The sequence below is a fragment of the Trinickia terrae genome, from assembly GCF_005144415.1.
Classification (GTDB): domain Bacteria; phylum Pseudomonadota; class Gammaproteobacteria; order Burkholderiales; family Burkholderiaceae; genus Trinickia_A; species Trinickia_A terrae.
This window is the reverse complement of sequence record NZ_SWJE01000005.1, coordinates 339,087-366,047: the sequence shown is the minus strand read 5'-3', so window position 1 is coordinate 366,047 and position 26,961 is coordinate 339,087. Positions and strand designations below refer to the sequence as shown.

The window sequence follows — 26,961 nt, the reverse complement described above, 5'->3', positions numbered from 1 at the left end:
TCACAGCCATACCCGGAACACAGATCAAGAGTGATTTTCCCAATACAGAAAGCAATTTCCTGATCATTTCTTGCTCCCAAACTGGGACTGCATTTGCAAGTAGATCGCATTGGTAATTTCTTGGCTGGACGCACCACCGAACGATCCGGCGACAACTGGAGCACGATTCGGATTTAGCAAATTCCATCCTGCCCCCGACCACACTCCAGTTGCAGCCCAATCATTCGATGTCAGCGATGGCCGTATAGACGATGCTATCGCTCTTTCGCCAAGCTTGCCGATCCCATAACCGAAACTAGACAAGGCACCAGTAGTAACGCCGGCTCCAACAATAGAGTCTTCTTTCTTATAAACGTAATTATTAGTCGCAGTTCCAATCATCCCGCCGAATGCATTTACGCCCATATTCCAGCGCAAACCGCCAAAGCTGCCAGCCGTCCCGGTTCCGAAGATCACCGCAACATCGACAGGATTGATATCTCCAGTCAGTAGATACTGCGCTCCAGCATTAATCCCCGCGCTAATCGCCCCCGTTCCGACGGACGACGCCCACATGCGTGAGCCTAGCAAACCACCAGAACTAAAGATCGGAGAGCCTCCACCTAAAGCCTCGCTGGCAAGCACCGCTTTCCCGCCATTAACCAGCGCATTCAAGCCCGATTTCAGCGTCGCAGCATTGCCAAATGTAAACACTGTTGTAGCCGCTTCTGCAAACGACTGCGCGCCCTTCGCGATTGCTGTGCCGTAATTCCCCGCACTCCAATTCGCGCGTGCCGCATCCATGCTCGTCGCACCGGCCATGTCGTAAGCAAACTGCTTCGTGGCGCTCCAACCTTGCGAGCCATACTGCTTCGCACGATCCCACGCATACAACAATGCTTCTGAATTGCCACCGCTATCGGCTAGTGCAATGGCATGCGAATCCTTTTGTGAAGCCGCCACACCGGAAGACGGACCAAACAACGCAGCCGCCCCGCTGTAGGGCGTCTGGCTGTTATTCACCAACCCGCCATACGTACCGAACAACGCCGCGTTGCTGCTGTACGCCGTCTCAGGCGCAACGAACCCGCTGTTCACACCACCCAACCCAGCGGGCAGCACCTGCGCGTTCATGTTCTCGATCGCTTGCTGCGTGCGGTCCGTCTTGCCGATGCTGTTGGCCTGAACACTATCCACGACCATATTGCCCACAGTCGATGATGCGAACGCAGTGGCCGCAATCACGCCCACGTCGCGCCCCAGGCTTCCGCCGCGCGCCAACGTGCCAGCCGTACCACCCGCCACCCCAGCGCTCACGCCGCTCACGAACTTCGTGGTCCCCGCGCTCCAACCGGCGCTCATGCCGGCTTTGCCCACCTGCGCGCCAACCTGCGACCCCACCCCCGCCGCGATCCCGCTTGCCGCCACGCTCTTCCAATCAAACCGGTTCTGCAAGCCCGTCGCCACACCAATGCCCTGCGTCACCGCCGAGCTCGCCGCACCCACCGCAGCCGCCGACGCAAAGCCACTGGCTGATGATGCAGCAGCACCCATGCCCGCCGTCGTAGCTGACGCCACCGCGCTCATGCCCACCTGCTTCCAGTTGAAGCCCTTCTGCTCACCTCCGAGGATCATGATCCCTTGGCTCGCCACCGAACCCGCCGCGCCGATCAGCGCCGCACCAAGCAGGCTGCCCGCCCCAACCGACACGACCGAGGCCACCACCGCCACTACAACAGCAATGATCTTGATGAACCCACCACACCCCCCACCCTTACTCGGCGGCGGTGGCGGATCCGGCAGCGTCGGCTGCGTATTGCCGATGGCTTGGCCCGGGTCATACGGCTTGAACGTCGTCGCCGTATTGTGAACGTTTGTCACCTTGTTGGGCACCTGCAGCAACTGCCCGGCCCTTAGCTCGTCCGTGCTCTTCAGCCCGTTCGCCTCGGCCAGCAGATACCACAAGGTCTCATCGCCCCACAGCGTCGAGGCGATCGATCGGAGCGTGTCCCCGTCTCTGACCGTCCACGTCCCCGGGCTGATCCCCGGATACGTCCCGTTGATCGCCATGTAGTTTTCATCGAAATCCGCCGTGCTGATCGGCGTGAACACCTTGAACTGGCTCTCGCTGCCCTTGCCCAGCTTCCCCGCCAGCTCCTGCACGTAGTCCACCTTCTCCACCCCGTCGTTGCCGACGTTGCCCACCCGGTGTCCGTTCAGGTAGTAATAGTTATGCTTGCGGTCCCCCATCGCCCCGGTGATCGTGCCGTCCGCCGCCACCGTCACGCCCACCAGCTCGTCGCGGCGCTGCACCTGGCCCTGCAGGTCCGTCCAGTACGTGAACGCGCGCGCCTTGCCCTGCTGGCCGCCGCCGTCGTCGTACGTCGACTTCAGGTTGCCGTTCACGTCGTAGTTGAAGTAGCTCGACGCCGGCTTCCACCCCGGCGCGTTCGGGTTCGTGCCCTGCGAGGTCACCCGCTTCTGCTTCGCCCCGTCCCACCATTCGTATTCGTACGTGCTCGTCGTGCTCGTGCCGCTGCTGCTATCCGGCTTGCGCTCCACCTTCGAGAGCGTGCCATCGGCCATGCGCGTGTACGTCGTGGTCGCGCCCCCCAGCAGATCCCGCTCCGATCTCTGCAGCCCGTCCGCGTCGTACTCGCGCGTCACCGCCTCCGTGCGGCTCGCCCGGTCCGCCGTGTAGGCGCTGTAGGCCGTCACCCGCCCCAGCAGGTCGGTCTTGCGCTCGCGCACCACCACCCCGTTGATCGACTGGTTCGTCAGGTAGCCGTTCGCGTCGTACTCGTAGCGCTCGGTGCGCTCGTCCGACGCGTACGACGCCAGCACCCGCTCGCCCGCCCCGTTGTACGCCAGCTGCACGCCCTCGCCGCCCTTCGCACCCTTCACGATCCGTCCGTCCTGCAACACCCCCATCGTCACCGTGAAGCGATTCAGCGCGTCGTACTCGTACCAGTAGTCCTGCGTCTTCTTGTGATACCCCACCAGGTCCGTGTACTCCGCCCGCATCCGCCGGCGGTTGCCCACCGCGTCGTATTCGTAATACACCTGGTACGCGTCGTCCTTGATCGCCGTGACACGGTTGGCCGCGTCGTACGTCACCCGCGACTGCGCGAACAGGTACTTCGCCCCGAACGAGCGGAAGAACTCCGCCGTGCGGTTGCCGTCGCCGTCGTACTCGTAGAACGATTCGGTCTGCGTGCCGTAATCCTTGATCGAACGCACCAAGCCGTTCGAGTAGTACTCGTACTCCACGTGCTGGCCGCTCGTGCCCGTCTGCTTCGTGACCTGCCCCGCCCAGTTGTACTCGTAGCTGAACACGTGCCCGCCCAGGTCGGTGCGCTTGGTCACCCGCCCGAACAGGTCCAGCTCGTCGACCATCGACATCCCGTTCGCGTTCGTCGTGGTCTTGCGCCAGCCGCCGCTTTGCGCCGTGCCGAGCGTGGCGATCTCGCTTGCCCATTCGTACGTGTATTGCACCGCGCGCCCCGCCGCGCTCACCGTGCGCACGATCCGGCCTTCGTTGTCGTAGTAGGTCGTCTCGCGCCCGCCCAGCGCGCCGGTGTGCGCGATGCGGTTGCCCGCGCTGTCGTACTCGTAGCGGTCCGTTGCGCGGCGGCCCGCGTTCGCGCCGCTTGCGATCGACGGGCGCTCGATCTGGATCAGCCGGTTCTCCGCGTCGTAGGTGTAGTCGGTGCGCCGCCCCAGCTCGTCGGTCTGCGCGCGCAGGTTGCCGTGCGCGTCGTAGCCGAACGTCTTGCTGTAGCCGAGCGCGTCCCACGACTTCGACACCGCGGGCTGTTCCAGCCCGTGGTTCCACTGCTGCGTCGACAGATGCCCGTTCGCATCCTTCATGCCGACCAGATTGCCCAGCAGATCGTAGTAGAAGCGCGTTTCCGGCGCGACTTCCGTCTTCGTCCCGTCCGACAGCGTCACGCTGATCTTCGGCTCGCGCTTTAGGACCAGCTTGCCCATCACGTTGTATGACAGATAGGTCCAGTTGCCGCGGCCGTCCCGCTCGGCCGACACCTCGCCGAACGCGTTGTAGCGCTGGTGGCGGTCGATCGTCATGTCCTTCGCCGTTTCCGTGATCATCCCGATCACGTCCACGTTCGTCACCGGGTTGTTGCGCGTGCCGGTCAGGAAGTAGCTCTCTCGCTCGGCGATCGCCTTGCCGTCCTTGTCGAACGCCACGTAGCGGTATTCGTATTCCGTCTTCGTCGGCAGCTCGGTCGCGTCGAACAGGAAGCGTCCCGCCGCGTTGCGCTTGATGACGATCGTCTGGAATGGGGCGTCGTAGTCCTTCTGTGTCTTCGGGGCGGGGCGGTAGTACAGCGTGAGGCTGTCCGCTTCCGTCAGCGGCTGGCCATGGTCGTCCGTCGGGCTGAATTCGAAGATCGTCGGGCGGCTGCTGCCGGTGAGCGTCTGCGTGGTGTCGCCCGTGCCGGCGGAGACCGTGATGCTGCCCTGGCCCATTGACAGCGGCACGCCGAAGGCATCGTAGGCGGTGAACTTGATCGGGTACGTGTACGAAAGCCCTTCGCGGCGCGCGCGCCACGGGTCGGGGATCAGGCCGTCTTTGAGCGTGTCCCAGACGAATGTGTCACCTTCCTTCGGCACCTTGGTGTAGTGGGTCTCGCCGTCCTGTTCCCAGGACACGATCAGATAGTCGGTGTCGGCGGGCTGCGCGGAGAATTCGACCGACGATTTGGCGTTGCTCACGTAGTCGAATGAGAAGCTTGGCGCCTGGTTGCCACCGCGCAGATAGACGTCGCCGCGCAACTGGTCGAAACGATTGCCGTTGGCGTCGAGCAGGTCGATCTCGACTTCGTAGTCGCCCGCGCCGAAGTCCGACATCGCCAGCGACATCGCGCCCGTGCCGCCATCGCGATAGAGCGTGCGCGTCACCCAGTCGTTCTCGCCCTGGCCGAAGCGGCGCACGCGCACTTGCACGTGGTCGGCTAGCGCGCCGGTGCTGCTGCGCAGCGCGTACATGTTTAGGGTCTGCGGAGCAGTCCAGACGTAGTTGCCCGTGGCGTCGGCGGTGAAGGACGACCAGAACGTTTGCTGGTCGTAGGAGATCTTGCCCGTCTCTACGCTCGAACTGCCCGAGTGCGAGATGTGCGTGCGCAAGCCGTCGCGGCGCAGCAGCGTGCCGTCGGGCTTGACTGCGATGAAGATCATGTCGTAGTCGCCGTCGGGCAGGCCGCTGGTGTCGACCATGTAGGACTTCGGCTGGCTGTTCGCGCTCTTTGGGAGCAGCTGGAAGTTTTCGTTCGAGCCGGCGCGGCGGTAGTACAGCATGCCTTGGGCGTCGTCGGGCAAGGTGCCGCGGGCTACGCTCAGGGTGTTGGTGGCCAGGGCGAGAGACGTGTCGGCGGTAGGGGCGCCGAGGTCGGCGCGTCCCCACGCATAAATGGGAGAACCCCATCGATCCGTACGGCCTGTTGGCAGCACTCCTACCAATAATGCTGTTTTATTAATCGTCCCAATTAATTGCGAAGCACCACCTGCTCCACTCAATGGAGTCAAAAAAATCTCAGCTGTATAGCTTAGCGATAACTCGGATTGATCATTAGCGAGAGAGATTACATAGAACTCAGTCGGTACTGTGAAATTTGTAGGATTATTCAGGGCATAGCCAGTGCTTTTTGTAACAGATTCATTAACTCGAACTTCTATCAACTCCTGCTCGGGACCGTTCAGCGCAAAAATTGTGCCCGTCAGTGCAGAGCTAACCCGAACTTCAATACCATACGCACCATATGTTTGGCTCAGATCCGGAAGCGAAATCGAAATTGACTCCACCCGTAGGATGTATTGCCCCCCCGCCGCAATAGTCGACCAATCAACCGACGCCTTCGCGACCCCATCGCCTCCAATAATGCCCACATCCCCAGCGTGAAGAGGCAGCTCCGGCGCCACCACCGTCGTGCTCTTCTGCACCCACCCACCAACCTTCAACTGCGTTTCGGCAAACACCCCCCCATCGATATCGATATCCACCGGCGCAAAGCTCACCCTCGGCGCCCCCGCCGACGTCTTCGGCTGCTGAATCCGCACCACCTGATTGCGCGAGTCGTACAGCGTGTACGTCTGCATCATGTCCTTCTCTTTGAGCAGATCGAGCAGATCCTGCCCCGTCTCGAGCGTCCTGCCGCGCAGGTCGGAGGACATCGACTCCACCTTCAGCGTCGCATTGCCGTTGCGGTCGTGCATGTAGAGGTGCGAGATGCCGTCACCAAAGTTCGTGCGCACCACCCAGCCCGCGTTGTTGTAGTCCGCGTACTCCTGCCACTGCCCGTTCGCCCCGCCCCCGCCCGTGCGGCGCGCCACGATCTCGCCGAACGCGTTGTACTGCTGCTCGCGCAGCGCTCCGCTCGCCAGCGCCGCGCCACTGCCCACATCGTGCGAGCGCGTGATGCGCGACACCTCGCGGCTGGCCGCGTCGTAGACGATCGTCGTCTTCTCCTGCACCTGCTGGCCGTGCACGTCACCGCGCAGGTAGCCCACCAGCGTCGTGTTGCCCGCCGCGTCGTAACCAAAGCCCGTCACGACGCCAAGCGCGTTCGTCTTAGACAGCAGCCGCCCGCCCTCCCCGTACGCATACGCGGTGACCTGGTCCTGCCCGTCGCCGCCCTTCGTCTCCCTCACGACGTTGTTCAAGCCGTCGTACTCGTACGACGTGCTCGCGCGCACGTTCCGGTTCAGGTAATCGAAGAACTGCGGCAGGATCTGACCCGTCTGGCGGCCCAGCGCGTCGTAGGTAAAGTCGTGCTGGTTGCCCAACGCATCGGTCTTGCGCACGAGGTGGCCTTCGCCGTCGTAGGCGTAGCGCGTTTTCGCCACACCGGCGCCTTCTGTCAGCTTGCCGTTGGCGTCCACACGCGCCCCAGGCACATAGTCGCGGTAGTACTTGCCACCCCACTCCTCATAGCGCACGCCCGTGGTATGCGTCTCGCCCACCAGGCGGCCGTTGCGATCCCATTCATAAAGCGTCACCCGGTCCTCAGCACTGCGCGGCCAGTTCGTCCGCAACGCGTAGTTGTACGACATCGAACTCGTCGTGATCGGGTCCTTGTATGTGGTCGCAAAGCGCACCTCCTCCGTCACGTTGCCGTTCGCATCGCGCGTCCACGACGTGCCGTACCACTCGATCTTGCCGTTCGGCTGCAGCGTCTCCACCGCCTCGAAGATCTTGTTGCCCACCCTGTCGTAGAACGAATACGTATGAAAGCCCCGCGGATCGGTCTTCGAGATCACCCGGCCAGCGCCGTCGTATTCGTACTTCGTCACCAGATCGCTGCTGATGTAGCGTTCGGATGCGTCGCCCTCAACGGAACGGCTACCGTTGATAATGTATTCGCCCTTCTGATCTGCTCCCGCGTCCGGCTTGAAATCCCCCGTCGCCACGCTCATCACGCGCGACTCGATCATCTGGTTCAGCAGGTTGTACTTGTAACGCGTCTCACGCAGCTGGTTGGTTTCGCGGGCCTGATCGAGGTTGGCCACGAGCGCAGCGGGCGGCGTCGAGCCCTCCACCGACTCGACCGGTTTGGCAAACACCTGCTGCGTCACGACATTGCCCGCCGCGTCATACGCCCACAGCGTGAGCGTGCCCGTCGCGCTGACCTGCCCGGTCTTGCGATTGGCCGCGTCGTAATACGAGGTCGCCGTGCTGCCGTTCGCGTCGATCTGCTTGATCACGTTCCCGCGCGCGTCATAGACGAAGCGTTCCACCGGCGTCACCGTTTTCGTGGTGCCATCGGCCTGTGTCACCGTGACGGGCACGCCTGTCTTGCTGATCTGACGGTCGAGTGCGTCGTACGCGTAGCGCGTGATGCGCTGCTCGGCGAGCCCCGTCGCTTCGGTCGTCGCCACCAGGTTGCCGCGCGCGTCGTACTCGAAGCGGTTGACCACCGAGTTGCCGCGTGAGGTAACCGGCAGAGTCTCGGAAAGCTTCAGCCCACGACGGTCATACGTATAGGTGAATGTCCCGCCGAGCTTGTTTTTGTAGTTCGTGCGATTGCCCAGCGCGTCATAGGCATAGGTCTCGAAGTACCCTTCGGCATCGGTCGACTTGACGAGCCGGTCGAGCCGGTCGTATTCGAGCTGGGTTACGGCGTCTTTGCCGGGTGTTTCGGAGATCGCGTAATACAGCGTCTGCGTGCCCGGCGACCAATTGAAAATCGGCTGCACGTACTGCGTGATGCGCACCGGCTGCCCCGAGGCGCCGTACTCCGTGCGCGTCGCTCCGCCCGCATCGTTCACCGCCAGGATCACACGGTCGAGCTTGTCGAAGAAGAAGGTCCCCGCTGAGGCCCCATTCTCGCTTCTCGTCACGGCATTGCCGAACGCATCGTAGCTGGCTCTGAAGATATAGTTGAAGCCGCCCGCCCCCACTTTCACGCCGTTCTGGCGGCCCAGCTTGTCATACGAGTAAAACGTCCCGTACTTGAGCCATACCGTGCGTTTTTGCTCGGCCGTAAGCGCCGCAGCCCGGAGTACCTCACCCTTGGCATCCACCAGCCCCAGCGCACGGCGCTCGGCCAGTGCCCACTCGGTGTCCTGCTCCATTGCCTCCACGCCGCGCGGACCGACCATAAAGTCGAGCAGACCCGACCAGCCGTAGTTATAGAGCGTCGTGGTTTGCGCCGCCGTGCCGTAAGCCCGTGTCTCACGCGTCATATTGCCGGCCGCATCGAACTCACGGCGCGTCACCGACGCCTCTTTCGTGCCATACGCCACTTCCGTTTCGCTCGCACGCCCAGCCGCATCGAGCGTGTGACGCGTGACGATGCCCGCCGCGTTGACCGTTTCGGTCAGCCCGCCCGCCGCGTCGTAGCGGCTTTCCATCATCGCCGCATCGGCCGGCAGCGTCGCCGGCAGTCGTGCCGCCAGTTGCGCCAGCGTCGCCGTGCGCGCGCCCTCGTATTGACCCGCGTAACGAATCGTCTTCAACACGCGGCCCGCGAAGTCGTAACGCTTCTCCGTGACGTACCCCTCGGCGTCGATCAGGTAAACCTGCCGGCCCGCGCTGTCGTAGAGCCACGTCGTCGTGCGGTCCCCCGCCGCGTCGGGCACGTTCGGACTTGCCAGCCACTTTTGCAAGTCGGCTTGCGTCGGCGTGCCTTCGCCGCCATATGGCGTCCGATAGGCCACCCGCTCTAGCAGGTTCCCGTTCGCGTCGTAGCGGTTCTGCGTCACGTAGCCCATTGCGTTGACGCTGAAGAGCAAGCGGTTCGCCGCGTCGAAGACGTTGCGCGTGACGCGGTCCGATGCGTGAGTTGTCGCATCTTGCGCCTTGAGCGCCGCGGCGACCGAGGCCGCGCTCGGCTCGCCCGTCACGCTGATCGCGCCGGCGTAGGCGATTGTCGAGACCACGTTGCCCGCCGCGTCGTACACACGCTCGGTCACGTAGTTCAGCGCGTTCACCTCGTAGCGCAGGCGACTCGCGCCGTCGTACACGTAGGAAGTCGTGCGGTCGCGCTCGGGCCATGCTTTGACGAGCGAGGCGATCTCGCTTTCGCCAAAGTTGGCGGGCAACTGCTCGTAGTAGCCGAACCACAACGTGTTCGCAAAGGCCTGCCGCGTCACGAGCCGGCCCGCGCCATCATAGACATTGCGGGTGATCGCGCCCTCCGCATCGATGGCCCAGGTCTGCCGGCCTGCCGCGTCGTAAGCGTATGAGTTCACACCCCCGAGCGCGGTCCTGCGGGCGGCCGTCAAGAGATTGCCGTTCGCGTCGTAGGTGTACTTCATGCCCGCCTTCACCCCGTCCGGATCGACGATCGTCTCGATCAGACGATTCGCGGCGTCGTACGTCTTCGTGACGTATTCGGCCACCGTCGGCTTGGCCCCCTGCGCACCCAACGCACTCGCGATTCCCGCAAGCGTGCGCGCCTGGCTCACATCGAGCGCGCGCGCATAGGTGCGCGTGGCCGTGACGTTGCCGCTCGCGTCGCAGGTTTGTTCGGTCACGTAGCCCAACGCATTCACCGTGTAGCGCAGTCGGCCGTCCTTGTCGTAGGCATAGGCCGTACTCTGGTCGCGCTCGGGCATGAGCGTCAGTCGTCCCTCGATGTCGCTTTCACCAAGCGGCGTCGGCAAACCCGTCAGACTGATCGGTTGAGCATGGGCCAGCTGCAGCATCACCCGGCCTTCCGGGTCGTACATCGTGCGCGTGACCGCGCCGGTAGCATCGACCGACCACGTGCGACGTCCCTCCTTGTCGTAGACGTAGCGCGTGACGTTGCCCCCCGGGTCCGTCACTGCCACGACATTGCCGTTGCGGTCGTACGTGTACGTGGTTTTGAGTTTCAAACCGTCGGGATCGGCGATCGATTCCGTGAGACGCCCCAAGCCGTCGTAGACCTTCTTCGTCGTGCGCGGCGCGTTAGTGCCGCGTCCTTCGATCACCGTCACGACGTTGCCGGTTTGGTCGTACACGAACTGCGTCACGAGCTTCAGCCCGCCCTCGCCCGCATCCACCGTCACGGACGCCGTGCGGCCCGCCACGTCATACGCCGTCTCGGTCACCGCGCCCGACGGATCGGTCACGCGAACGACTTGTCCTTTCGCGTCGTATTCGTAGCGCGTGACGAGATTCAATCCCGTCGGGTCGACCACGCGCGTCAGCACCCGGCCCGCCGCGTCGTAGGTATAGCGCGTGCGCGTGCCGCGTCCATCGACCGTTTCGATCAACTGGCCCGCATGGTCGAAGGCCTGGGTAGTCGTGCCTTGCGGCGCTTTCGTCTCGACGAGCTTGCCGTCGAGGTCATAGCGATATGTCGTGGTGTTGCCGCGGCCATCGGTGAGCGCGACCACCTGGCCGAATTCGTCGTACGTCGTGACCGTGGAGATCCCCTCAGGCGTGGTCACGCGCACTTGGCGCTTTGCCCCGTCGTACGCGTACTGCGTCGTGTTGCCCGTGCGGTCGGTGCGCGTGAGCGCGTTGCCGAACGCGTCGTAGGTGAGCTTCGTCTGGCCAGACTCCGCATCGGCGATGACGATCACGTTGCCGTTGCGGTCGTATGACTGCCGGCGTACGCCACCATTGGCGTCAACCCAAGTGATGGGCCTGCCGAACGCGTCGTAGTCGGTCTTCGTTTGCGACAGGTTGGTGCTGTTATTGCCCTTGTCGTAAAAATCGGTCCGCGAAATCCGATTGCCGCGCTTGTCGTAGTCGAACGAAGTCTCCAACCTCTCACCGGCCGCGATTTGCGTGGTTTGTCGCAACACATCACCGAATGCGTTGTAGCGATACCCCACGTCCGATGCGAAATCCGTGCGCCGCGTCAACTGGCCCAGCTGGTCGTATTCGAACAGCGTCGTCAAATTGTCGCCGCCGGACACGGCGTTGATGGCCTGCCAGAGCGCATCCGTAGCCTGACCGCCCGTGAGCGTCGCCAATGTCTGCTGCGACAGGCGCTGGCCATAAACGGTCGTGATGGTCCGGTCGCTCTCGCTCGAACTCCGCGCGCCCGTTTGGTACCGCGTCACTTCGCCAAGCGCATTGATCACCAATGTGAGGCGGTTGGCCTTGCCGTAGTAGTAATAGGTGACGTTGCCGTTCGCGTCGGTCATCGAGATCCGGTTGCCGTTGGCGTCGTACGCATAGCGCACGCCCCACGACTGCCAGACGGCGTCGATTTGCGCTTGCGTCGCCTCGCTGCCCAATGCCGCGAGCGCCTCGCTGCCTTTGCCGTTCAATTGCCCGATCAAGCGCCCTTGCTCGTCGTAGCGCCAAGCCGACGTGCGGTTGCCCGTCGTCTCGCGAATCAAGTTGCCTTGGCTGTCGTAGGTATAACGCGAGGTCGCGCTGCCCGTGACCGAGTAGGTCGAGCGCTCCTGCAAGCGCCCCATCGCGTCGTACACGTAGACCGTGCGTTCGAGCGCTCCCGGCGTGCTCGCCTGCGCGAGCGCGACTTGCGCGGCTTCGAGCGTGTAACGCTCGCCCGCGGCCGCGATGGACTTCGTCTCCGCGACGAACGCCAGTCCGCCGAACGTCGCGCGCCGCACCTCCACCGGCTTGCCGCCCGCGCTGCGCAATTCAATCGTGTGATTCGAGATCGGCACGATGTTCGACGCCGTCAGCGAATAAGACGCGTACCCTGCCTGCGTGAGCACCACCGAGCCGGCCTTCACACCGTCGATCCACGCCTCGACGCTCTCGCCGGGTGTACCGCTCGCCTCGATCGTCAACGGCACCTGCTGCGGCGAACGAACCTCTTCGACCGTCAGCTTCCGGCCGCGCACACGCTCGGACACGTTGCCGAACGCATCGTATTGGTAGCTCGTGACGTAGCCTTCGCCATCGATCTCGGCGCGCAGGAACCCGCGGGCATCGTAGAGGTTGGTGTGCAAGATCGTCGGCGCACCCGTGCCGCGGCTAAATTTCAGCAGCGATGCGAGATCGGTCACAGCCGAGCCCGCCGCACCCGCGTGCCGGATCGTCTCCGTACGCTGCCCCGCGCTGTTGTAACGGTGCTGAACCAGGTAGGAGTCGGCGTCGATTTCGGCCAGCAGCAATCCGTCCAGATCGTAGATGTAGCGCGTCGTGCGGTCGGTCGAAGCGTTGGCCGTCACTTTGGAGGGATCGGGGCGCGGCACCGTCGAAACGCTGTTACCGTATGCCGTGCGCGACAGCAAGCGCCCGCTGCTGTCGTACTGGTAGCGAACGACATAGCCGTACGCATCGACCGTGTACTCCAGCAAGCCGTTGCGGTAGTAGGTCCACTGAACCTGGTCAGCGACGCCCGTGCTCGGGGAGATGCCCGCCGCGGCAAGCGACGCGGCGTCGACGGGCCGCCCGTTCGCCTGCACGAGCTTGCCCAATTGCGCTGCCGTCAGGCGCTGCGAGTAAGTGATCGTCTTCGCGAGAAAACCGGCGCTGTCGTACTCGAACGTCCTCGCCGTGCCGTCCGGGCCGACTTCCGCGGTGCGCCGGTCGTAGCGGTCGTAAAGGTAGTGCGTAGTCCCGCCGTTCGCATCGATCGTCATGCGCAATCGGCCCTTCGCATCGTAGCGGTTCTCGACGTGCGAGAGCAGCGCGTGCGCGGCCGAGGACTCGTCCACGGCGATCAGCTCGCCCGCCCCGTTGTAAGTCGAGACACGCGTCAGGCCGTTCGCGAAGGTGACCGATACCGTGTTGCTGTCGCCCACACGCTGATACTGCGTCACCGTGCCGTCAAAGTGCACGGCCGTGAGCAGCCGACCCAGGCCGTCGTAGGTGAACTGTTCGACCTGCTCGCTGCCCGGCGCGCCCGCGAAGCGCTGCAACAGCCGGCCGAACGCGTCGTACACGTAGCGCACCTGCGTGATCTCGCCCGCGTCTGCGTCGCCCTCGCCGTCCGCGCGCAGCTTGCCGTAGCGCGTCACCAGCGCGACGTTGCCGCGATAGTCGTAGGCCATATCGACGCGCGCGGCCGCGCTCTTGTCCGCCAGAGCGGCGACCCAAGTCTCCAACTGCGCTTCGGTCGGCGCGGACGTGCTCGCGGCGAAGGATGAGCCGCTGTAGTGAAGCTCCGAGACCGCCTGGCCCGCCGCGTTATAGCGGAATTCCGTCACGCGGCCTTCCGCGCTGATGGCGAAACGCCGGTGCCCGTTCTTGTCGTAGACGTAGCGCGTGGTGGCGAACTGGCTCGTCGCCGTATTGAAGTCCTGGCCGACCTTCTCCGAGAGCAACTCGTTGTTCGCACCATAGGTGCGGTAGATCACCCCCTCCGAGCCCCACTGCTGGACGACGTTGTTCGCCGCGTCGTACGTGAATTTCACCCAGCGCCCGTCGCTGCCGTTAATCGCCGTGACGTTGCCGTACACATCGTAGGTGAACGTCTGCCGCCGATCTATCGCGCTGCCCGAAGACATATCCGCCAGCTCCAGCAGCCGCCCCTTGTTGTCGTAGGTCAGCTGTTGCTGCTGGCCCAGCGGGTCGGTGATCGTGGTTCTGCGGGAAAACGTGTCGTAGCTGAGCGTCGTCACGCGCGCGGGCTCGCCCTGGCCGGCGATCTGCTCGATGCGCGACACACGCATGTCGCCGCCGCTGAACGGCTCCAGCCAGTTGAACACCCATTCGTAGCTGAACTTGATGAGCGAGCCGTCCGATTGTGCGATCGAAGCGATCCGGTTGCTCGTGCCGTCGTACGTGTAGGTCGTCGTGAACACGCGGCCGTCGGCGACGCTGTTGTCCTCTGGGCTCAAGTCGACGGTCACCCGCGACAGGCGCCCCTGGCTGTCGTAAGCGTAGCGCACGGCCGTCGCAGTCACGAGCTGGCTCGCCGTGTCGCGGTAGACCGTGCGCAGCGCTGCGAGCTTGCCCGCGGCGTCATAGTCAAGATACGTCGAATCGCCGCTCTGGGTCTTGACCTGGGAGAGCGCGCCCGCGCTGTTGTAGGTGTAGAAGACGGTGTTGCCGTCGCGATCGCGGCAGGTGCTCAGGCGGCCCGTCGCTCCGTCGTAGGTTTCGATCAGCGTGTTGTCGCCGCTGCGCCAGATCCACGTGTTCAATGCGGCATCGAAGGTCAGCGTCGCCCGCGCGCCCGTGCTCGTAACTTGCGCCACCCCCGCGCCCGTGGACACGTCCGCGCCGACGCCCACGGTCGTCACGTAGAGCTTGCGGCTTACGTCGTAGGTGTAGACGACCTGCGAGCCGTCCCAGCCGGTGAGCGTCACCTGGCTGAACTGGGCATTCACCCGGCCGTCCAGGCCGCCTACGCGCTTCGCGCCGCCGGCCAGCCAGTTGCCGTTGGCGCCGCCGAGACTGCCGCTGCTGTTGTACGCCCGGTAGATGTTGCTGTTCACGCCCTGGCCCAGCAGCATCTGGTCGAGGTCCTGAATCGCCAAGTTGCCGGTGGCCGCGTTCACATAGATCCGTTCGCCGTTCTGCCCGAACGACGCGCTGCCGATCTGCCCGCGTGCGCCGAGCCCCAAGCCCGACGAATATTGCATCCCCAAACCATAGCCCGTAACGATCGCTACCATGCGTTGCCTCGATCCTGTTCGTGATTGTTCGTGCGCGCCGCGTCAATGCCACAGCGCCTGTCATGACCGAGTTATCCGCACGGTTGGCGAGTCGTTTAGCGTTTTGGGAATTTTTTTATTTCAGGATGGCGGGCGCATTGCTGTAGAACGATCGAGGCATTGCCTGAGAAGGGTTTACGAGTCGCAGCCGGACTTGCGTCGTAGCCCGAGGAATGTGAACAAACGTCAACAAACACGTTTCTTCATCAGCTCGAGAGGCGATCTCGATATTTAGCGAGCAATCCTCCCTAATCCGGAAAATCAGCGGGGCACGACTGCCGCGCTCGTCACGCGCACGAGCCGCTGATATGCTTTAAAAAGCACGGGCGACCGAACCTCGTCACGCGTTCAACGCAACTGATTCAATCTTTTCCGATGACTTCCTATTCCCGCCAAACGCCGCACGTTGCCGATGCACACGCGCGGCTTACCCGTTTTCTGGCATACCTCGAAGCGGATCCGGACAATCCGAACCTGCTGGCCGATGCCGCCGCGTCCGCATTCGACGCGCAGCAATTCGCAACGTGCGACGAGCTGCTGACGCGCTACTCGGCACGCCACGAACTGCCTGCCGCGCTCGTCAATTTGCAGGGGCTCGCGGCACTGGCGCAAGGAAATTTCACAGCTGCCCTGGCGGCTTTCCAGTCGCTCGACGAGGCGCACGCCGAACCCGCGGTGCGCTACAACATCGCCTATGCGAATGCGATGCTCGGGCGTTTCGACGAGGCAGTCGCCGAACTCGAGGATAGGGTTCTCGACGCGTTGCCCTGCGCCGCGACGCTCAAGCTGCGCGCCTTGCATCACCTGGGACGCATCGATGAAGCGATCGCTCTCGGCGAGCACTACGCCCAGAGCCCGGATTGCGATCCGGAACTCCACGCCGCGCTCGCCACCGCATTATTCGATACGGAAAATCTCGATGGCGCACGTGTTCACGCAGCACGTGCGCCCGAAACGCCCGATGGCTTCACGGTTCGCGGTCTGCTCGCTCTCGATGAAGGCTCGGCCGGCACCGCCCATGACCTGTTCGAGCGAGCCTTGGCGCTGAACGCGAACAGCGGCCGCGCGATGCTGGGCGCGGGCCTTGCATTGCTGTCCCAACAACGCTTCGCCGCCGCAGCGCCGACGCTCGATCGCGCCGCCGAGCTGTTGAAGTCACATGCGGGCTCATGGGTTTCGGCTGGCTGGGCGCACCTGTTCAATGGCGAGTTGGCAACCGCGCGAGTACGGTTCGAACATGCCGCGCAAATCGACCGCGGATTTGCGGAGGCGCCGGGCGGTCTCGCCGTGGTGGACTTCCATGAGGGCCGCTTCGATGAAGCGGAGCGCAACGCTAGGATTGCGTTGCGTCTGGATGGCGCGTGCCTGTCTGCGGCGCTTGCGCAAAGTCTGCTCGCAGAGCACGCGGGACTGGAACAGACCGCGGCGGACATTCGGCAAGCGGCGCTGAACCGGCCTATCGGGGCCGACGGCCAAACCCTCGCGCGCGCGCTGGCGCGGCGGAGCAGCCGACTCAATCACGATAACGGAGCGGGGCTCGACTAAAAGAAGACCGGCGACGGCCGGCTTCGGCAAACCCTGGCGTATGCGCCGAAGCCGGCAAGGCTTGCGGGAGGGAGCCCCGTCACCTAAGAACCTTCTGCACCCTCACGCCAACTCCGGCTCCACGGAGCTGCGACGCGCTTCGATCCCCGGCTCGCCCCGCTTCGACGTCGGCATTCAGCGCGAGGATGTTGGTTTGGAACGCGATGCCTTCGATGAGCGTCGTGATCTCCGCGATGCGCGAAGAGTTCTCGCTGATGCGACCCATCGTCTCCACCATCGATTCGACGACCTGATGCGCGTCCTCCGCGACCTCGGATGCGCTGCCCGCAAGCGAACTCGCGGCCTTCGGAACGCTTGCGGCTTGCCTGCGTCAGAACGGCTCTAGAACTTACTCGCCACCGCAAACCTCACCACCCCGTCCGCCTCAATCTCGCGCCTGAACTCCCCCGCAAGCCAAAGCAGATGCAAATGCGCAAGCGCCTCGCCCATCGCAAACGTCATCTGGTGAATGTCGAGTTGCCGCTTGAACATGAGCGGCACGATATCGGCCGCGCTTTGCGGTTTCTCCGCGCACGCCGTGCGCACCTCATCGAGCCGCGCGTCATGATGCTCGCGCAACTGCTTGATCCGCGTATGCAGGCCGCGAAACGGCTTGCCATGCGAGGGCAAAACAAGCGTGTCCGAAGGCATCGTCTCATACCGCCCAAGCGACTCCAGATACAGCGCAAGCGGATTGCCTTCCGGCTCGATATCGAACACGGATACATTCGTCGAGATCCGCGGCAGCACCATATCGCCGGAAATCAGCACGCCGTCCGCCTCGCAATGCAGCGCGCAATGCTCAGGCGAATGACCGAACCCCGTCACGACGCGCCATGCTTTGCCGCCGATCGTCACCGCGTCGCCTTCGCGCATGCGCCGATATCTCGCCGGCATCGACGGCACGAGGTTCGAGTAGTAGCTGCGGCGATTCCTCAGCTTCTCGATCGCATCCTGATCCGCGAGACCGTGCCGAGCGAAATGCCGAGCCGCGCCCTCGCCGCCGGCATTCGATCCATCGCCCGCCGCCATCACGCGCCCGAGCATGTACTCGCCGAGCGTCATCCACAGCCGCACGCTCCAGCGCTCGCGGTCCCCGCCTTCGCAAATCCAGTTGGCGAGCCCCAGATGATCGGGATGGCAATGCGTGACGATCACCCGCAGCACCGGCAGCCCTTCGAGCCGCGTCTCGAACACATGCTCCCAGTGCTTCTTGATCGTCTCGTCCGAAATCCCGCAATCGACGACCGTCCAGCCCTTTTGCCCGTCGATTTCATCGCGCAGCAACCAGAGGTTGATATGGTCCAGCACGAACGGCAGCGGCATGCGCAGCCAGAAGACGCCCGGCGCAACCTCCCGCGTGTGGCCCGCTTCGGGCAGCGTATCGGCAAACGGATAGTCGAGTTGGTGTTCGAGCGCATTCATCGGGGGATCTCGTTGGGATGGCGCGCACTGGCTGCCAGTTGCGCTTTATTCAAGTTGACGATAACGTAAACGTCGATTCTATCTCCAAACCGTATCCGCGCACGGCCGATGTCGTCGATCCGATCCGGCCGCGCACACCGCACAAGCGAACGTCAGCCCTGTCATGACTCAGCAGCAATACACGATCACGGAACTCGCCCGCGAATTCGACGTGACGCCCCGCGCCATCCGCTTCTACGAAGACCAGGGCCTGCTCGCGCCGAGCCGCGAAGGCTCGAGCGGGCTGCGGCGCGTCTATTCGAGCCGCGACCGCACGCGCTTGAAGCTCACGCTGCGCGGCAAGCGGCTCGGCTTCACGCTGTCTGAGATTCGCGATCTGCTGAACCTGTACGAGTCGCCGACCGATACCGTCCCCCAGCTCCATGCCTTCCTCACGACGATCGCCGAGCATCGCGAAGTGCTCGAGCGCCAGCTGGAAGACCTGAACGCGACGCTCGAAGACCTGGCGCAATACGAAACGCAGTGCCGTGCGATGCTGGAGGAGAACAGCGCGGCGGCGTCCGGGCAAACGCCAGCCAAGCGCGCCAAGGCATGACGCAGCACGGCGCTTAGCAGCACCATCAAGCGAAAAAAATATTTCGCAGCAGGATCGAGCACATAACCGCAGCATTGCAAGGAGATGGTCCGAACGTCGCGGAACGCGCGCCAACGCATCGCACGGCAAAGCCTGCCTATAAGGCGCAAGCGCGCTTGAAGGGCGCATGCGGGCGATAAAATGGCAAGCGCTATCACGACTCCGGACGAATGCACGGCAGCCATGAACCACTTTCCGAAACTGCTCTCGTCGCAAATCGGCTTCGACGTCGCGCAGACGATGCTCGAAGGGTTCGACCGTCACTACCGGATCTTCCGCGAGGCGGCGATCCGCGCGAAGGCCTTGTTCGAAGCCGGCGACTGGCACGGCATCCAGAAGCTCGCTCGCGACCGCATCGCGTCGTACGACGATCGCGTGGCGGAATGCGTGGTCCTGCTCGAAGACGAGTTCGACGCCGAGAACATCGACGACGAGGTCTGGCAGCAGATCAAGCTGCACTACATCGGGCTCTTGACCACGCACCACCAGCCCGAATGCGCGGAGACGTTCTTCAACTCGGTCTGCTGCAAGATCCTGCACCGCTCGTATTTCAGCAACGACTTCATTTTCGTGCGGCCGGCCATTTCGACCGAATATCTCGAAAACGACGAGCCCGCCGCCAAGCCGACCTACCGCGCCTATTACCCGGGCAAGGAAGGACTCGCCGCGACGCTCGAGCGCGTCGTCACGAACTTCCAGCTGGAGCCGCCGTTCGAGGACCTGACGCGCGACGTCGAGTGCGCGATCCGGGCGATCCGCGAATCGTTCGGCACGTTCACCGAGGCGGCCAACTTCCAGGTGCACGTGCTCTCGTCGCTGTTCTTCCGCAACAAGGCCGCGTACATCGTCGGGCGCATCATCAACGGCGAGCTCGTGCTGCCGTTCGCGCTGCCGATCCGTCACACGAAACCCGGCGTGCTCGCGGTCGATACGGTCCTGCTCAAGCGCGAGCAGCTTCTCATCATCTTCAGCTTCTCGCACTCGTACTTTCTCGTCGACATGGAAGTGCCGTCGGCCTGCGTGTCGTTTCTCGAGACGATCATGCCGGGCAAGCCGCGCGCCGAAATCTATACGTCGCTGGGGCTGCAGAAGCAGGGAAAGAATCTTTTCTATCGCGACTTGCTGCATCACCTCTCGCATTCGAGCGACCGCTTCATCATCGCGCCCGGCATCAAGGGGCTCGTGATGATCGTCTTCACGCTGCCGTCGTTCCCGTACGTGTTCAAGCTGATCAAGGACGCCTTCCCGCCGCCGAAAGAAACGACGCGCGAGAAGATCCAGGAGAAGTACCTGCTCGTCAAACGGCACGATCGCTTGGGCCGCATGGCCGACACGCTCGAATATTCGAGCGTCGCGCTGCCGGTCTCGCGGCTCGACGATGCGCTCGTCCGCGAGCTCGAGAAAGAAGCGCCGTCGATGATCGAGTACGAAGGCGACAACCTCGTGATCCGCCACGTGTACATCGAGCGGCGCATGGTGCCGCTCAACCTGTACCTGCAAAACGGCAGCGAAGCCGACGTCGAGCACGCAATCAAGGAATACGGCGACGCCGTCAAGGAGCTGATGCAAGCGAACATCTTCCCCGGCGACATGCTCTACAAGAACTTCGGCGTGACGCGTCACGGCCGCGTCGTGTTCTACGACTACGATGAAATCGAATACCTGACCGACTGCAACGTGCGGCAGGTGCCGGCGCCGCGCAACGAGGAAGACGAGATGTCGGCCGAGCCCTGGTACACGGTCGGGCCGCACGACATTTTCCCGGAGACGTACGGCACTTTTCTGCTCGGCGACCCGTCGGTGCGCAAGCACTTCATGCGCCATCACGCGGATTTCTTCGATCCGGCGTTATGGCAAAGGCACAAGGATCATCTGCTCAAGGGCGAACTGCCCGATTTCTTTCCCTACGACCGCAGCGTGCGGTTTTGCGTGCGCTATCCCGAGCGCTTTGCCGATTCAAGCGAAGCAAAAGGCAACACGAACAGCGCACGCGCCGCGTGAGCGGCAAGCACGCAACCGGTCCAACACCTCAACATCGCCAGACATCGACACGCACCATGAGCACCCGAAACCATCCACTCGCCCATCTGTTCGAGAACAACGAGACCTGGGTCGGGCGCAAGCTCGCCGAAGACCCGCAGTACTTCTCGCGCCTCGTCGACCAGCAGTCGCCCGAATACCTGTGGATCGGCTGCTCCGATTCGCGCGTGCCCGCCAACGAGATCATCGGCCTGCCGCCGGGCGAAGTCTTCGTCCATCGCAACATCGCGAACGTGGTCGTGCATAGCGACTTGAACTGCCTGTCGGTGGTCCAGTTCGCCGTCGACCTGCTGAAGGTGAAGCACATCATGGTGGTCGGCCACTACGGCTGCTCCGGCGTCGGCGCGGCGCTGTTCGACCGGCGCGTGGGCCTCGCGGACAACTGGCTCCATCACATCCACGACGTGCGCGCGAAGCACGCCGCGCTGCTCGACGAATGGCCGATCGGCGAAGCGCGCCATCGCCGCCTCGTCGAGCTGAACGCGATCGAGCAGGTCCTGAACGTGTGCCGCACGACGATCATCACCGACGCGTGGGCGAGGAGCCAGCCGCTCACCGTTCACGGCTGGGTCTACGGGCTGCACGACGGCCGCGTGCGCGACCTCGGCATGACGATTTCCGAGCCGGGCATGCTCGAATCGACCTACAGGCGCTGCGTCGCCGCGCTGTCGACGAACGGCGCGCGCTCGGCGCAAAACGACGTGGTCGCCGCGGACGCCGCCCAACTCGGCGACGTCCCGGCAATCGTGAAAGGTGTAATCAAGGAGCTGAAACATGAGTGAGACAACCCGTGATCCGATCGTCATCGCAGCAGTGGCGCGCACGCCGATGGCCGCATTCCAAGGCGAATTCGCCGCGCTCACCGCGCCGCAGCTGGGCGCGGTCGCCATCAAAGCCGCGCTCGAGCGCTCAGGCCTGAAGCCGGAGCAGATCGACGAAGTGCTGATGGGCTGCGTGCTGCCCGCCGGCCTCGGCCAGGCGCCCGCGCGGCAGGCCTCGCTCGGCGCGGGCCTGCCGCTTGCCGCCGGCTGCACGACGGTCAACAAGATGTGCGGCTCGGGCATGCGCGCGGCGATGTTCGCGCACGACATGCTGACGGCGGGCAGCGTCGAGGTGGCGGTCGCGGGCGGCATGGAGAGCATGACGAACGCGCCCTACCTGCTGCCGAAGGCGCGCGGCGGGATGCGCATGGGCCACAGCCAGGTGATCGACCACATGTTCTACGACGGCTTGGAAGACGCCTACATGAAGGACGAGAAAGGCGGAGGCCGCCTGATGGGCACCTTCGCCGAGGAATGCGCGGCGTCGTTCGACTTCACGCGCGCGGCGCAAGACGCCTTCGCGATCGAATCGCTGGTGCGCGCCAAGCGCGCGAACGAAGACGGTTCGTTCGCTTGGGAGATCGCGCCGGTGAAAGTCGAGAGCCGCAAGGGCGAGGTCACGATCGAGCGCGACGAGCAGCCGTTCAAGGCGAACCTCGACAAGATCCCGACGCTCAAGCCCGCGTTCAGCAAGACCGGCACCGTGACGGCGGCGAACTCGTCGTCGATCTCCGACGGCGCCGCCGCGCTCGTGATGATGCGCGAGTCGACGGCTGCGCGCCTCGGCGCGACGCCGCTCGCGCGCGTGGCCGGCCATTCGACCTTCGCGCAGGAGCCGGCGAAGTTCACGACGGCCCCGGTCGGCGCGATCAAGAAGCTGTTCGACAAGAACGGCTGGCGCGCCGCCGACGTCGATCTCTACGAGATCAACGAAGCGTTCGCCGTTGTCACGATGGCCGCGATGAAGGAGCACGGCCTGCCGCACGAGAAGGTCAACGTGAACGGCGGCGCGTGCGCGCTCGGTCATCCGATCGGCGCCTCGGGCGCGCGCATCCTCGTCACGCTGATTGGCGCGCTGCGCTCGCGCGGCGGCAAACGCGGCGTCGCGAGCCTGTGCATCGGCGGCGGTGAGGCCACTGCGATGGGCATCGAGCTCATCTGACGGCGCGCTTTCACGCAATCGTCGTACGATTCGCCCCTTGGTCATTGCCCGGCGAGGAGGGAAGCGGATGAAAACAGCACTGATCGTAGGCGCGTCGCGCGGACTCGGACGCGAGTTCGCGCGTCAATACCAGCGCGCCGGCTGGCGCGTGCTCGCCACCGCGCGCGACGACGACTCGCTCGATTCGCTCGCCGCGCTCGGCTGCGAGACGTTCTCGCTCGATATCGCCGAGCCGGAGGAAATCGCCGCGCTCGGCTGGAAGCTCAACGGCGAGCGGCTCGATGCGGCGGTCATCGTGTCGGGCGTGTACGGCCCGCGCACCGAGGGCGTCGAGACCATCACGGTCGAGGATTTCGACTACGTGATGACGACCAACGTCCGCGGTCCGATGCAGCTGATGCCGATCCTGCTGCCGCTCGTCGAGGACGCGCAGGGCGTGCTCGCGGTGCTGTCGAGCAAGATGGGCAGCATCGGCGAGGCGACCGGCACCACCGGCTGGCTTTATCGCGCGAGCAAGGCGGCGTTGAACGACGCGCTGAAGATCGCCTCGCTGCAGACGCGCCGCGCCACCTGCGTCGCGCTGCATCCGGGCTGGGTGCGCACCGACATGGGCGGTTCGGCGGCGGCGATCGATCCGGAGCGCAGCGTCGCGGGCATGCGCGACGTGCTTGCGCAAGCCGCTGCCTCGCATGCTTCGTTCAACGGCCGCTTCTTTCAATACGACGGCACGGCCATCGACTGGTAATCATAGGGCCTGTTCACACTAATGACAGGCCCTATGGTAAGGAGACACGAACGCCATGGTGCTCGATCAGGACCACCAGATGATCCGCGACGCGGTGCGCACCTTCGTGCGCGAGGCGGTGACGCCGAACGCCGCGCAGTGGGATCGCGACCGCACGTTCCCGAAGGACGTGCACCGCCAGCTCGCTGCGCTCGGCGCCTACGGCGTGCTCGTGCCCGAGGCCTGCGGCGGCGCGGGCCTCGATGCGCTCGCGCTCGCCGTGATACTCGAAGAGATCGCGGCCGGCGACGGCGGCACGTCGACGGCGATCTCGGTCAACAACTGCCCCGTCTGCAGCATCCTGCTCGCCTACGGCAACGACGCGCAAAAGCGCGACTGGCTCACGCCGCTCGCGCGCGGCGAGATGCTCGGCGCGTTCTGCCTGACCGAGCCGCAAGCGGGGTCGGACGCCTCGGCGCTGCGCACCACCGCGACGCGCGACGGCGGCGCGTACGTGCTCAACGGCGTCAAGCAGTTCATCACGAGCGGCAAGAACGGCGACGTCGCGATCGTGATGGCCGTCACCGACAAGGCCGCGGGCAAGCGCGGCATCAGCGCGTTCATCGTGCCGACGAGCGCGCCCGGCTATATCGTCGCGCGCATCGAGGACAAGCTCGGCCAGCACTCGTCCGACACTGCGCAGATCGTGTTCGAGGATTGCCGCGTGCCGGCGGCGAACCTGATCGGCGCGGAAGGTGAAGGCTACAAGATCGCGTTGTCGGGGCTCGAAGGCGGGCGCATCGGCATCGCGGCGCAGAGCGTCGGCATGGCGCGCGCGGCGCTCGAAGCGGCGCTCGCCTATGCGAAGGAGCGCGAGAGCTTCGGTCAGCCGATCTTCGCGCATCAAGCCGTGCAGTTCCGCTTCGCCGAGATGGCGACGCAGCTCGAAGCCGCCCGCCAGCTCATCTGGCACGCGGCGTCGCTGAAGGACGCGGGCCTGCCCTGCCTCACCGAAGCGGCGATGGCGAAGCTGTTCGCGTCGGAAGCGGCGGAACGCATCTGCTCGGCCGCGCTGCAGACGCTCGGCGGCTACGGCTATCTGAGCGACTTCCCCATCGAGCGCATCTATCGCGACGTGCGCGTCTGCCAGATCTACGAAGGCACGAGCGACATCCAGAAGATCCTGATCGCACGCGGTCTCAACTGACGAATCCTTACGCGCATGACGAATTCCGCATCGGCCACGCCCGCGCACCCTCGCCCGCTCGAATGTCCCTGCGGCGGCACGGCGCCGGGCAAGGCCGCAACCGCCAAGACGCCGCGCTTCGCCGTCTGCTGCGGACGCTTCATCGACGGCGGCGAGACCGCGCCGACGGCGCTCGAACTGATGCGCTCGCGCTATAGCGCCTACGTTCTCGGCGATAGCGATTACTTACGTGCAACCTGGGATTCGGCGACCTGCCCCGCCGATCTCGACCTCGACCCTCAATCCCCCGACGCCCCCCGCTGGATCGGCCTGCAAGTCAAACGCTTCGAAGCCGCCGACGCGACTCACGCGATCGTCGAATTCGTCGCCCGCTACAAAGTCGGCGGACGCGCGCAACGGCTGCACGAGGTGAGCCGCTTCGTGCGCGGCGCCGACGCGCGCTGGCGCTATGTCGACGGCGATGTAAGCGAGCGCTGAGTACGCTGCGGACAGCGCTTTGTTGGCTGTCCGCAACATTCGCCCCAAAGCGGCAACGCCCGGGCCTAGCACACCTGTCCCACCCTTACTGTTCGCCTCACCCCGAAAAGATCGGGTTCTCCTGCATTGCACAACGAAAAATTGTCGGGCTACGATGAGCTCTGGTTTTGCTGCATCACGTTTTGCCGCGAAATGTGATGCGCCAGCATCGCCTTCCTTGCAGTGCACTTTCTAAAGCCGCTCTATCAGGCTTCGCCCCGGGTGTCCTTTTTGTCCGGCGCGTCGGAAAGAAGTGCGCTATTCAGGAATTACTTCATAGCAGGCAGGGTAGCGAATGAGTTTGAAGAACATCTTGATCGGATGCACGGCCGTGTGCGCGCTGTCAGTCGCCAAGGCCGAGCCACTCGCACTCGCGAACCTCGCCGCCGCCGGGCCGCTCGCCAAGGCCCAAGTACCGAACCTCGAATACCACGACGCCTACCAGCCCAAGGTCGGCGCCGATCTCAACGAGCAGATCCTTCGAATTCCCGTCGATGCCTCGGGCTCCGTCACGCTCGAGACGACGATCTTCAAGCCGGACGGCCCCGGCCCGTTCCCGATGGTCGTGTTCAATCACGGCAAGATCCAGGGCGATCCTCGCGAGCAGGCGCGCAGCCGGCCGATCGCGTTCGCGCGCGAGTTCGTGCGGCGCGGCTATGTCGTCGTCGCGCCGAACCGCGAGGGCTTCGCGGGCTCGGGCGGCACCTATCAGCAGGAGGGGTGCGACGTCGAGCGCAACGGCATCGCCCAGGCCGACGACGTCGCAGCGGCCATCGACTATATGTCGAAGCAGGCTTATGTCGACGCCCGGCATATCGTCGTCGCCGGCTCGTCGCACGGCGGCCTGACCACGATGGCCTACGGCGTGAACGCCGCGCCCGGCGTGCACGGCCTCATCAACTTCTCGGGCGGCCTGCGGCAGGATGCCTGCACCGGCTGGCAGCGCAACCTCACACAAGCTTTCGAGACCTACGGCGAGCACACGCAGGCGCCTTCGCTATGGCTCTACGGCGACAACGATTCGGTGTGGTCGCCCGCGCTCTCCGCGCAGATGTACGCGGCCTACGCCGCGCACGGCGCGCGCGCGCAGATGGTCGATTTCGGCGCCTACAAGAACGACGCGCACCGGCTCGTCGTCGACCGCGACGGCGTGCCCATCTGGTGGCCGGCCGTCGAGGCCTTCCTCGCGCGCATCGGCATGCCGACGAGTGTCCAGTATCGCGTCGACGAGCCGTCGATGCCAAAGGCGTCGGGCTATGCCGCGCTCGATGCGGTGAACGCCGTGCCGTTTCTCGATGCATCGGGCCGCGCCGGCTACGAGAACTTTCTGAAGCAATATCCGACGCGCGCGTTCGCCGTGTCCGACTCGGGCGCGTGGTCGTGGGCGGAAGGCGGCGACAACCCGATGGCGCTCGCGATCCAGAACTGCGAGAAGGAAGGCGCCGGAGCGTGCCACCTGTATGCGGTCAACGACAAGGTGGTCTGGAACGGCGGGCATGGCGTCGCGCAAGCGTCGGCCGACGCGCCCGCCACCGGCGGCGACGGCGACGGCGACGGCACGAGCCACGAGCTCGCGAGCCGCTGATTCGATCGCTGCTCACCTCCGCTGTTTACCCGCTGCTTACCTCAATACGCAGACGAAAACGCCCCGCAATCCGCCCGCCGAGGCTGAATTTCGTCCGGTGAGCCGCACGGCTTTGCCGTCGTCAACGGCGCCGAATTTTCCCGATCTGATGCGAAACGCCGCGAGCTGCGCTCAACGGCCGCTTAGATCGCTCACGCCATGGGCAATCGCGTGCTGAAGCGCCTAGTGCATCGGCGCACGGAACGCGT

General features: G+C 64.4%; 11 protein-coding genes and 1 pseudogene. 9 read left to right on the top strand and 3 right to left on the bottom strand.

The genetic code is table 11. The features are described from left to right. Window positions 1-63 precede the first annotated feature (63 nt). Window positions 64-14,976, bottom strand: coding sequence for a LysM peptidoglycan-binding domain-containing protein (locus tag FAZ69_RS10900; protein ID WP_136894196.1), 14,913 nt, complete (start codon window positions 14,974-14,976; stop codon window positions 64-66). Window positions 14,977-15,600: 624 nt separating this feature from the next. Between FAZ69_RS10900 and FAZ69_RS10895 the strand changes: the two genes are divergently transcribed. Continuing rightward, on the top strand, window positions 15,601-16,560 hold the full coding sequence (locus FAZ69_RS10895) for a tetratricopeptide repeat protein (protein WP_169708605.1): 960 nt from the start codon (window positions 15,601-15,603) through the stop codon (window positions 16,558-16,560). Between the two features lie 118 nt (window positions 16,561-16,678). On the opposite strand, the pseudogene FAZ69_RS33835 reads toward FAZ69_RS10895, so the two are convergent. Then, window positions 16,679-16,924, bottom strand: a pseudogene (locus tag FAZ69_RS33835) (methyl-accepting chemotaxis protein); the annotation flags it as partial. A gap of 17 nt (window positions 16,925-16,941) precedes the next feature. Continuing rightward, window positions 16,942-18,024, bottom strand: a complete 1,083-nt coding sequence (locus FAZ69_RS10885; protein WP_136894192.1) for an MBL fold metallo-hydrolase — start codon at window positions 18,022-18,024, stop codon at window positions 16,942-16,944. Window positions 18,025-18,187: 163 nt separating this feature from the next. Between FAZ69_RS10885 and FAZ69_RS10880 the strand changes: the two genes are divergently transcribed. The 8 genes from FAZ69_RS10880 to FAZ69_RS10845 all read left to right on the top strand — a co-directional run bounded on the left by FAZ69_RS10880 (window position 18,188) and on the right by FAZ69_RS10845 (window position 26,713). Then, window positions 18,188-18,619 carry a MerR family transcriptional regulator gene (locus FAZ69_RS10880; RefSeq protein ID WP_136894190.1) on the top strand — a complete coding sequence of 144 codons (432 nt, stop codon included), beginning with the start codon at window positions 18,188-18,190 and terminating at the stop codon, window positions 18,617-18,619. A gap of 222 nt (window positions 18,620-18,841) precedes the next feature. Next, window positions 18,842-20,659: a bifunctional isocitrate dehydrogenase kinase/phosphatase gene (aceK, locus tag FAZ69_RS10875; protein WP_136894932.1), complete on the top strand. Its 1,818-nt coding sequence runs from the start codon at window positions 18,842-18,844 to the stop codon at window positions 20,657-20,659. Window positions 20,660-20,715: 56 nt separating this feature from the next. Beyond that, window positions 20,716-21,480 carry a carbonate dehydratase gene (gene can, locus FAZ69_RS10870; RefSeq protein WP_136894188.1) on the top strand — a complete coding sequence of 255 codons (765 nt, stop codon included), beginning with the start codon at window positions 20,716-20,718 and terminating at the stop codon, window positions 21,478-21,480. Beyond that, entirely contained in the window at window positions 21,473-22,681 is a 1,209-nt protein-coding gene (locus FAZ69_RS10865; protein ID WP_136894186.1) for an acetyl-CoA C-acetyltransferase, read from the top strand. The genes can and FAZ69_RS10865 overlap by 8 nt, the downstream gene beginning before the upstream one ends. Before the next feature lie 67 nt (window positions 22,682-22,748). Continuing rightward, window positions 22,749-23,426 (top strand): SDR family oxidoreductase, encoded by a 678-nt coding sequence (locus FAZ69_RS10860; protein WP_136894184.1) that lies wholly within the window; start codon window positions 22,749-22,751, stop codon window positions 23,424-23,426. Between the two features lie 55 nt (window positions 23,427-23,481). After that, a complete protein-coding gene (locus FAZ69_RS10855) occupies window positions 23,482-24,612 on the top strand; it encodes an acyl-CoA dehydrogenase family protein (RefSeq protein WP_136894183.1) in 1,131 nt (376 codons plus the stop codon). Between the two features lie 15 nt (window positions 24,613-24,627). Then, a complete protein-coding gene (locus FAZ69_RS10850) occupies window positions 24,628-25,089 on the top strand; it encodes a YchJ family protein (protein ID WP_136894180.1) in 462 nt (153 codons plus the stop codon). Between the two features lie 334 nt (window positions 25,090-25,423). After that, window positions 25,424-26,713, top strand: coding sequence for a dienelactone hydrolase family protein (locus FAZ69_RS10845; protein WP_136894178.1), 1,290 nt, complete (start codon window positions 25,424-25,426; stop codon window positions 26,711-26,713). Window positions 26,714-26,961 lie beyond the last annotated feature (248 nt).